The sequence below is a fragment of the Bradyrhizobium sp. genome (assembly GCF_030693485.1).
In the GTDB taxonomy this organism is placed as follows: Bacteria; Pseudomonadota; Alphaproteobacteria; order Rhizobiales; family Xanthobacteraceae; genus Bradyrhizobium.
On the sequence record NZ_JAUYAN010000048.1, the window covers coordinates 1 to 9389 of the forward strand.

At 63.4% G+C, this 9389-nt stretch carries 10 protein-coding genes; 9 read left to right on the forward strand and 1 reads right to left on the reverse strand.

Annotation, left to right across the window (positions count from 1 at the left end; translation table 11 throughout):
* From Q8N40_RS03680 to Q8N40_RS03695, 4 genes are all read left to right on the forward strand, one after another.
* The coding region (locus Q8N40_RS03680; RefSeq protein ID WP_305710841.1) for a GNAT family N-acetyltransferase at positions 1-291 on the forward strand (291 nt) is incomplete at its 5' end.
* On the forward strand, positions 288-1886 hold the full coding sequence (cimA, locus tag Q8N40_RS03685) for a citramalate synthase (protein ID WP_305321418.1): 1599 nt from the start codon (positions 288-290) through the stop codon (positions 1884-1886). The genes Q8N40_RS03680 and cimA, both read left to right, overlap by 4 nt.
* A 114-nt stretch (positions 1887-2000) precedes the next feature.
* On the forward strand, positions 2001-2378 hold the full coding sequence (locus Q8N40_RS03690) for a VOC family protein (RefSeq protein WP_305321417.1): 378 nt from the start codon (positions 2001-2003) through the stop codon (positions 2376-2378).
* A gap of 288 nt (positions 2379-2666) precedes the next feature.
* Entirely contained in the window at positions 2667-3302 is a 636-nt protein-coding gene (locus Q8N40_RS03695) for a dienelactone hydrolase family protein (protein ID WP_305710842.1), read from the forward strand.
* Between the two features lies 1 nt (position 3303).
* Here the strand turns inward: Q8N40_RS03695 and Q8N40_RS03700 are convergent, their stop codons facing one another.
* The gene (locus Q8N40_RS03700) at positions 3304-3906 is read right to left on the reverse strand and encodes a TIGR00730 family Rossman fold protein (protein ID WP_305321415.1); all 603 of its coding nucleotides are present in this window, start codon (positions 3904-3906) and stop codon (positions 3304-3306) included.
* 213 nt (positions 3907-4119) lie between these two features.
* On the opposite strand from Q8N40_RS03700, the gene Q8N40_RS03705 reads away from it, so the two are divergent.
* The 5 genes from Q8N40_RS03705 to Q8N40_RS03725 all read left to right on the forward strand — a co-directional run.
* Complete coding sequence (locus Q8N40_RS03705) at positions 4120-6102, forward strand: ABC transporter ATP-binding protein/permease (protein WP_370870917.1); 1983 nt, start codon at positions 4120-4122, stop codon at positions 6100-6102.
* A gap of 48 nt (positions 6103-6150) precedes the next feature.
* Entirely contained in the window at positions 6151-6849 is a 699-nt protein-coding gene (locus Q8N40_RS03710; protein ID WP_305710843.1) for a phosphatidylserine decarboxylase, read from the forward strand.
* A gap of 84 nt (positions 6850-6933) precedes the next feature.
* Positions 6934-7824 carry a CDP-diacylglycerol--serine O-phosphatidyltransferase gene (gene pssA / locus Q8N40_RS03715; RefSeq protein WP_305710844.1) on the forward strand — a complete coding sequence of 297 codons (891 nt, stop codon included), beginning with the start codon at positions 6934-6936 and terminating at the stop codon, positions 7822-7824.
* A gap of 141 nt (positions 7825-7965) precedes the next feature.
* A complete protein-coding gene (locus Q8N40_RS03720; protein ID WP_305321412.1) occupies positions 7966-8685 on the forward strand; it encodes an RraA family protein in 720 nt (239 codons plus the stop codon).
* A 34-nt stretch (positions 8686-8719) separates the two neighbouring features.
* Positions 8720-9389 (forward strand): tripartite tricarboxylate transporter substrate-binding protein (locus tag Q8N40_RS03725; protein WP_305710845.1); only part of this gene is annotated, 670 nt, incomplete at its 3' end.

Here is a 9389-nt window from a genome sequence, read left to right on the forward strand (position 1 = left end):
GGATTTGCCTCGCTGAAGGGCGCCGATCATATCGACATGCTGTTCGTTCATCCGAGCGCGGTCGGGCAGGGCGTCGCCAGGATGCTGTGCGAGGCGCTGGAAAAAATCGCCGGCGGGCGCGGCGCCAAAAGCCTCACGGTCGACGCCAGCGACAACGCGGCGGAATTTTTCCAAAAGCGCGGATACGTCGGCAAGCAGCGCAACACCGTGACCGTCAATGGCGAGTGGCTGGCCAACACCACGATGCAGAAGACGCTCGGCGACGGCACTGCATCAGGAGTTTCCACATGAGCCGCGAACGCCTCTATCTGTTCGACACCACGCTGCGCGACGGCGCGCAGACCAACGGCGTCGATTTCACGCTGCACGACAAGCAGCTGATCGCCCATATGCTGGACGAACTCGGCATCGACTATGTCGAGGGCGGCTATCCCGGCGCCAATCCGACCGACACCGAATTCTTCGCCGTGAGACCGAAACTCGACCATGCGAGCTTCACCGCGTTCGGCATGACACGGCGTCCCGGCCGCTCGGCCTCGAACGATCCCGGCCTAGCGGCATTGCTGGAAGCCAAGGCGGATGCGATCTGCTTCGTCGCCAAGGCGTCGGCCTACCAGGTGCGGGTGGCGCTGGAGACCACCAACGAGGAAAATCTCGCCTCGATCCGCGATAGCGTGAAAGCCGCGAAGTCGGCGGGCCGCGAGGTCATGCTGGACTGCGAGCATTTCTTCGACGGCTACAAGGAGAACGCCGAATTCGCGCTGGCCTGCGCCAGGGCAGCCTACGATTCCGGCGCGCGCTGGGTGGTGCTGTGCGACACCAACGGCGGCACCATGCCGCATGAGGTCGAGAGCATCGTCACAGAAGTGACAAAACAGATTCCCGGCGATCACCTCGGCATCCACGCCCATAACGACACCGAGCAGGCGGTGGCCAATTCGCTGGCCGCGGTGCGCGCGGGGGTGCGGCAGATCCAGGGCACGTTGAACGGGCTCGGCGAGCGCTGCGGCAACGCCAATCTGTGTTCGCTGATCCCGACGCTGCGGCTGAAGCAGGAGTTTTCGGATCGGTTCGACATCGGCGTTTCCGCCGAAAGGATGGCGACGTTGATGAAGGTGTCGCGGACGCTGGACGACATGCTCAACCGCGCGCCGAACCGCCACGCGCCCTATGTCGGCGAAAGCGCGTTCGTCACCAAGACCGGCATTCATGCCTCCGCAGTGCTGAAGGATCCGCACACCTATGAGCATGTCTTGCCTGAAACGGTCGGCAATCACCGCAAGGTGCTGGTGTCCGATCAGGCCGGCCGCTCCAACGTCATCGCCGAACTCGATCGCGCCGGCATTGCCTACGAGAAGAGCGACCCGAAACTGGTGCGGCTGGTCGAGGAGCTGAAGGAACGCGAGGCCACCGGCTATGCCTATGAATCCGCCAACGCGTCGTTCGACCTGCTGGCGCGGCGCACGCTCGGCAAGGTGCCGGAATATTTCCAGGTCGAGCAATTCGACGTCAATGTCGAGCAGCGCTACAATTCCAACGGCCAGCGCATCACCGTGGCGATGGCGGTGGTGAAGGTCGAGGTCGGGGGTGAGCGGCTGATCTCGGCCGCCGAGGGCAACGGCCCGGTCAATGCGCTCGACGTCGCGCTGCGCAAGGATCTCGGCAAATACCAGAAATACATCGAGGGCCTGAAGCTGATCGATTACCGCGTGCGTATCCTCAATGGCGGTACCGAAGCGGTAACGCGGGTGCTGATCGAGAGCGAGGACGAGGAGGGCGAGCGCTGGACCACGATCGGCGTGTCGCCCAACATCATCGACGCCTCGTTCCAGGCGCTGATGGATTCGGTGGTCTACAAGCTGGTGAAATCAAACGCGCCGGTGTGAGGGGCTTCCGTCATTGCGCGCGCAGCGAAGCAATCCATCTCTCCGCGAAAAGAAAGAATGGATTGCTTCGTCGCAAACGCTCCTCGCAATGACGGCTGAGAAAGCGGGGGTCCAATGATCGACCACATCTCCGTCGGCGTCAGCGACCTCGATCGCGCCGCGCGCTTCTATGAAGCAACGCTCGCGCCGCTCGGGCTGTCGCGGCTGGTGACGCGCCCCGCGACCGTCGGGTTCGGCAAGACCTATCCTGAATTCTGGATCAATTTGCGCGCGGGCATGGTACAGGTCGCGCCCGAAAGCGGCGTCCATATCTGCCTCCGCGCGAGGGCCACCGCCGATGTCGATGCGTTCCATGCGGTGGCGCTGCAGGCCGGCGGCCGCTCCGACGGCGGACCGGGGCTTCGCCCGCATGATCGGGCAAAATATTATGCGGCCTTCATCATTGATCCCGACGGCAACCGCATCGAGGCGGTGACGTTTCCCGGGGGATGAATAATTCCCAAACATCCGCAACACGGACACGGCGGGCCGCGAAGAGACACGTCAGCCGACCTTTGGTGCCTCGCCGCCAACTGACCTTTTGCCATTTCCCTTCGGCTCTCAACGCTTCGGCAGTCGACGATCAATCCAATAAATCTGCCAAAGTAGGGCTAGAATGGGCAGCAATGGGGCGAGCGCAACAAGGTCATGGGCGTAGTATTGCGCTGGCGTAGAAAAGCAGGTGAACGGCTGATTCTGATAAGTGGTAGACTGAGATTGTCTTGGAGGGAGAAGCAGGTAGTGGCGGAGTTCATCCCCCCATCCAAAGCGAAGAACAGAGGCGGGGTTCTCGTGATTCACTCGTGGTGGGGGCTTACGGACTCGTTCCGTGACTACGGCCAAGTGCTCGCCGATCAGGGTTTTGTTGTTGGGCTCTCAGACCTGTTTGGTGGCAAAACGGCTCACACAGCCCAAGACGCGAAGCGACTCAGAAGCGGACCCCGCCGCGAGCCGATGTACAAGTCGCTCGTTCGTGATCTGATCGAAGTGCAAGATCGGGCACAATCAGATGCGCCGCTCGGTGTGGTGGGTTTTTCAATGGGTGGGCATTGGGCAGTTTGGCTTTCGCAACGACCCGATCTGCCGATCGCATCTGTAGTTTTGTATTACGCCGCCCGTGGTGGCGACTTCTCCAACAGCCGCGCTTCATATCTCGCTCACTTCGCCGGGACCGATGAGTGGGTTTCAAGCGCTTCGCGGCGAACAATGGAACGTCAGATCAAGTCAGCGCAACGGCCCTACGCCAGCTTTGACTATCCGGAAACCGGACATTGGTTTGCCGAAACGGCTGCATCGGAGAGTTACCAGTCCGAAGCCGCCCAGATTGCGATGAAGCGAACCATCCAGCACCTCAAGTCAACGCTCAGGTGGAAATGAGCTAAAGCCTGTTGGCCAGTTCGGGTGCGATATCCTTGCCATCCACCGCGCGTGCGGCGGCGGCGCGCAGCCGTGGCAGGATGTCCTCGACCCGTTCGGCTTTCAGAATATCGACCTGCAGATTGGGGCGGATGAATTCGGTTTCGCGCATATGCGCGAGCAAAGCGAGCAGCGGCTCCCAGAAGCCGTCTATGTTGGCGAGCAGGATCGGCTTGGTGTGGCGGCCGAGCTGCTGCCAGGTCAGTTGCTCCACCAGTTCCTCCAGCGTGCCGATGCCGCCGGGCAGCGCCACGAAGGCGTCGGAGTGCTCGAACATCAGCCGCTTGCGCTCGTGCATGTCGGGCGTGATGATCAGCTGCTGCACGCGCTTGAGCGCATTTTCGCGGGCAGTCAGGAACTCGGGAATGATGCCGGTTACCGCGCCGCCGTGATCGAGCACGGATTTGGCCACGGCGCCCATCAGCCCGACCGAGCCGCCGCCATAGACGAGGCGGATGCCGTCCTCGGCGAGGGTCTTTCCAAATGCAATGGCGGTTTCGACAAAGCGGGGGTTTGTGCCGGGGCCGGAGCCGCAATAGACGCAAACGGTTTTGATCGTGGTCATATTGGGCATGTGGCACCGCAACGTAGGGGCGTCAACCCTTGCGAATTCACAAAGGCGATTTGAGTCGTCCCATAAAGGGGGAAATCGCGAAAGATTTGCAGCGTTTGAGGGTGCACCCGGCGCGCAAACACTCTATATCACGCAGCATGCCAGTGAACCGGAACTCAGGCGCGACCGCGGGTCGGCGCAGCGTCTTGCCTCAGGTCTTTCTTGATGGCCCACGCTGATCCGCACGCCGGCGCTGGCGCAGCGCCGCCCTCCCAAGGAATTCCCGGAGACAAGTCGATCGAGCAGGCTTCCCTGATGGGGACGCTGGCGCATCTGTGGCCCTATATCTGGCCCGGCGACCGCGCCGACCTGAAGGCGCGCGTGGTCTGGTCGATGGTGCTGCTGCTGGCCGCGAAGCTCGCGACGCTCACGGTGCCGTTCACCTTCAAATGGGCGATCGATGCGCTGACCGGCGCCGACACCGCGCCGGTGCAGGCGTCGAACTGGATGCTGTGGCTGATCGCCTCGCCCCTGATCATGACCGCGAGCTATGGCGGCCTGCGGGTGCTGATGGCGGTGCTGACCCAGTGGCGCGACGGAATTTTCGCGCGGGTGGCGATGCATGCGGTGCGCAAGCTCGCTTATCTCACCTTCGTCCACATGCACGAACTGTCGCTGCGCTTTCACCTCGAGCGCAAGACCGGCGGGTTGACGCGGGTGCTGGAGCGCGGCCGTTCCGGCATCGAAGTCATCGTGCGGATGGTGATCCTGCAACTGGTGCCGACCGTGGTCGAGGTCGTCCTGCTGATGGCGGTGCTGCTGTGGGTGTTCGACTGGCGCTACGTGCTGGTCACCCTGATCACCGTCGTGATCTTCATGTACTACACCTACGTCGCGACCGAATGGCGGATCGAGATCCGCCGCAAGATGAACGAGTCCGATACCGAGGCCAACACCAAGGCGATCGACTCGCTGCTGAACTACGAGACCGTGAAGTATTTCAGCGCCGAGCAGCGCGAGGCAACCCGCTACGACCGTTCGATGGAAGGCTACGAGCGCAACAGCGTGAAGACCTATACTTCGCTGGCGGTTCTCAATACCGGGCAGGCGGTCATCTTCACCGCGGGTCTCACCGCGACCATGGTGATGTGCGCGATCGGGGTGCGCAACGGCACCAATACGGTCGGCGACTTCGTCATGATCAACGCCATGATGATCCAGCTGTACCAGCCGCTGAATTTCATGGGCATGGTCTATCGCGAGATCAAGCAGGCGGTGATCGACATCGAGAAGATGTTCAGCGTGCTGTCGCGCAATCCTGAAATCAAGGATGTCCCCGGCGCCCAGCCGCTGATCGTGACCTCGGGCAATGTGCGTTTCGACGATGTGAGGTTTTCCTACGATCCCGACCGCCAGATCCTCAAGGGTCTGAGCTTCGAGGTGCCGGCCGGCAAGACGGTGGCGATCGTCGGCCCCTCCGGCGCCGGCAAATCGACCATCTCGCGGCTGCTGTTTCGGCTGTACGACGTCTCCGGCGGCAGGATCCTGATCGACGGCCAGGATATCAAGAACGTCACGCAATCGACGCTGCGGGCCTCGATCGGCATGGTGCCGCAGGACACCGTGCTGTTCAACGACACCATCCGGTACAACATCCGCTACGGTCGCTGGGACGCCAGCGATGCCGAGGTGGAAGAGGCGGCGCAGCTCGCCCAGATCGACGGGTTCATCAAGATGTCGCCGAAGGGGTATGAGACCCAGGTCGGCGAGCGCGGCCTGAAACTGTCGGGCGGCGAGAAGCAACGCGTCGCGATCGCGCGCACCGTGCTGAAGGCGCCACCGATCCTGGTGCTTGACGAGGCGACCTCCGCGCTCGACAGTCATACCGAGCAGGAAATCCAGGACGCGCTGGAGCGGGTGTCACGCAACCGCACCTCGCTGGTGATCGCGCACCGGCTCTCCACCATCGTCGGCGCTGACGAAATCATCGTGCTGGATCAGGGCCGCATCGCCGAACGCGGCACGCACTCCCAGCTTTTGGCATCGGGCGGACTTTATGCCAGTATGTGGAACAGGCAGCGCGAAGCCCAGGAGGCGCGGGAACGCCTCGCCCTGATTGCCGACGAGAACGAAGCGCCGAACCGCACCCCGCCGCCGGTCGACGACGCGCTGGTAACGCCGGGCAAGCCGGAATTGACCGAAATCTGATCCCATCTTCCGCAAGGGGAAGAGGGGCAACCGACAGTGAACCGATAGATGTCCATCGCCAACTCGATCCGCGCTCAAATTCCCCCCATTCATCCCGAGGGCTATCCCTTCATCGGCGGCTTTGCACTGGTGAGCCTGTTCCTGTTCTGGATCTGGACCCCGCTGGGCTGGATCGGCACCGGGTTGACGCTGTGGTGCGCGCTGTTTTTCCGCGATCCGGTGCGGGTGACGCCGGTCCGCGAGGGCATTGTGGTGTCGCCGGCGGACGGGCGCATCTCGCTGATTTCGATGGTGTTGCCGCCGGCCGAACTCGGGCTCGGCGACAAGCCGCTGCTGCGCATCTCGGTGTTCATGAGCGTGTTCAACTGCCACGTGAACCGCAGCCCGGTGACCGGGCGGATCGACCGGATCGCGTACCGGCCGGGCGCCTTCATCAACGCCGAACTCGACAAGGCGAGCGAAGATAATGAGCGCAATTCGCTTGTCATCTCGACGCCGGATGGCCGCATCGGGGTGGTCCAGATCGCGGGCCTGGTGGCGCGGCGAATTGTCTCGTTTGTCCGTGAAGGGCAATCGCTGGGCGCCGGCGAGCGGTTCGGCTTGATCCGTTTCGGCTCGCGGCTCGACGTCTTCCTGCCGGAGGGCAGCAAGGCGCTGGTATCCGTCGGTCAGACCGCGGTGGCGGGGGAGACCGTGCTGGCCGATCTCAGGCTCGGCGACGGTGGCCGGACCTGGCGCGCCGATTAACCATCTCAAGTGGCGGCTGGCCTCGCCGGCCGCCACGGCGCCGCCACAATGGCGCGGCGGTCCGCTAGTTGCTATATCTTGGCGATGCAGACACCCATCGATCCCAAATCTCCGGAAATGCGCCGCCGCCGGTTTCGCCCGATCCCGGTGCGGTTGCTGGTGCCTAACGTCATCACGCTGCTCGCGATCTGCGCGGGCCTGACCGCGATCCGCCTGTCGACCGAAGGGCGGATGGAACTGGCCGTGGCGTTGATCGTGTTCGCAGCCGTGCTCGATGGCGTTGATGGCCGTGTCGCCCGCATGATCAAGGGCCAGTCGAAATTCGGCGCCGAACTCGACAGCCTCGCCGACTTCGTCAATTTCGGCGTCGCTCCGGGGCTGATCCTGTATTCCTGGACGCTGCACGATCTGAACAATGCTGGCTGGATCGCCGCGATGGTATTCGCGATTTCCGGCGGCCTGCGGCTGGCGCGCTTCAACGCCACCATGGACGATCCGAACAAGCCGGCCTTTGCGGCGAATTTCTTCACCGGCGTTCCGGCGCCCGCCGGCGCGATCCTGGTACTGCTGCCGATCTATCTTTCATTCCTCGGCGTTCCGGTGCCGCCGGTCGGGCTGACCACCGCCTACACGCTGCTGATCGCCTTCCTGATGGTGTCGCGAGTGCCGGTGTTTTCCGGCAAGACGGTGCGTCTGCGGGTGCCGCCGGCGATGGTGCTGCCGGTTTTCGTCTCGGTGATCTTCTTCGTGGCGCTGCTGATCGGTTACCCTTGGCACATTCTGTCGGTGGGGTCGGTGCTCTACCTCGCGAGCCTGCCCTGGGGCTGGAAGGCCTATCGCGGCCACGAGCGGGCCGCCGCGGCGCTGGCGGCAGCTCCGCCGGCCGATGCCGCCCCGTCGGATCCCGCCGCGCCGCCGTTCGTTCCGCCGGCTGCCGAGCCGGCAACGGATGACCGTCCGGCCCGGCTGAACTGATCTGCCGGCCCCGCGGGCGACCTATCCTTCAGATATCTGCCATGAGTGCCGCCGAGTTGGGTTCGGTCCCAATCTCGGCTATAGGCAGATCAATGGGCGGCTCGATAACGGCTGTCCTTCAAAATCTGGAGAGAAACGCCCGTGACGAAATCCGCATCCGCGCCGCTGCCCGCATCCGTCCTCGAAGCCCTGGCGCGCTACGACACCCCGACCATCTGCAATGCGATGGAGATCGTCGCCCCCGAACGCCGCCTGATCGGCTACACTACCAAGCCCCTGGTCTGTCCATTTCCCGATCTGCCGCCAATGGTCGGCTATGCGCGCACGGTGACGATCCGCTCGGTCGTAAAATCCGGCCTGCCGGCCGACGAGGCGTCGAAACGGCGCATCGACTATTACGAATATATGGGCACCGGCCATGGCCCGCGCATCACCGTGATCCAGGACATCGACGGCCCCGACGTCGGCTACGGCGCGTTCTGGGGCGAGGTGCAGAGCAACGTGCACAAGGCGCTCGGTTGTCTCGGCGTCATCACCGACGGCTCGATCCGCGATATTCCGCAATGGGCGCCCGGCTTCCAGGCGCTGGCAGGCTCGATCGGCCCGTCGCACGCCTGGGTTCACGCCGAAAGCTTTGGCGGCGAAGTTCGCGTCGCCGGCATGACGGTGCGTTCCGACGATCTCATTCACGCCGACAGCCACGGCGCGATCGTCATCCCGCACGATATCGCAGCCAGGGTACCGGATGCCTGCGAACTCTGCGCCCGCCGCGAGACGCCGATTCTCGAGATCGCGCGCAGCAAGGACTTCTCGCTTGAAAAGCTCAAGGAAGCGCTGAAGCGCTCCGCTGAAATTCACTGACGGAAACAGCAACACTTCGACAAGGGTTAACGTCATGAGCAGATGGTTGGTTGCGCTGGCGATGGCTGTTGCCGGCATCGTCAGTGCGCAGGCGCAAGGCTATCCAACGCGGCCGATCACGCTGATCGTGCCGTTCCCGCCGGGCGGCTCGACCGACGCTGCGGCCCGCATCCTGGCGGAGCGGATGCGGGTGCCGCTCGGCCAGCCGATCGTGATCGAGAACGTCGGCGGCGCCGGCGGCAGCATCGGCGTCGGGCGCGTCGCGCGCGCGGCGCCCGATGGTTACACCTTCGACATCGGCCAGTGGGATACCCATGTCGGCAGCATCATCTACAAGCTCGACTATGATCTGGAAAAGGATTTCGAACCGATCGCGCTGATCTCGAACAATCCGCAGCTCCTGGTCGCCAAGATCGATCTGCCGGCAAACACGCTTGGCGAACTCGTGAACTGGATGAAGGCCAATCCCGACAGGATCAATTTCGTCAACCAGAACGCAGCCGCCAATGTCACCGGCGTGATGTTCGAGAAGCTCACCAAGCAGAAGGTGCAGTTCATTCCCTATCGCGGCGCGGGACCGGCGATGACCGACCTGATGGCGGGCACCGTGGACCTGCTGGTCGTGCAGGGCGCCGTGGCGTTGCCACAGATCCGCGCCGGCAAGATCAAGGCGCTTGCCAATCTGTTGGTGGCGCGATCGGCCT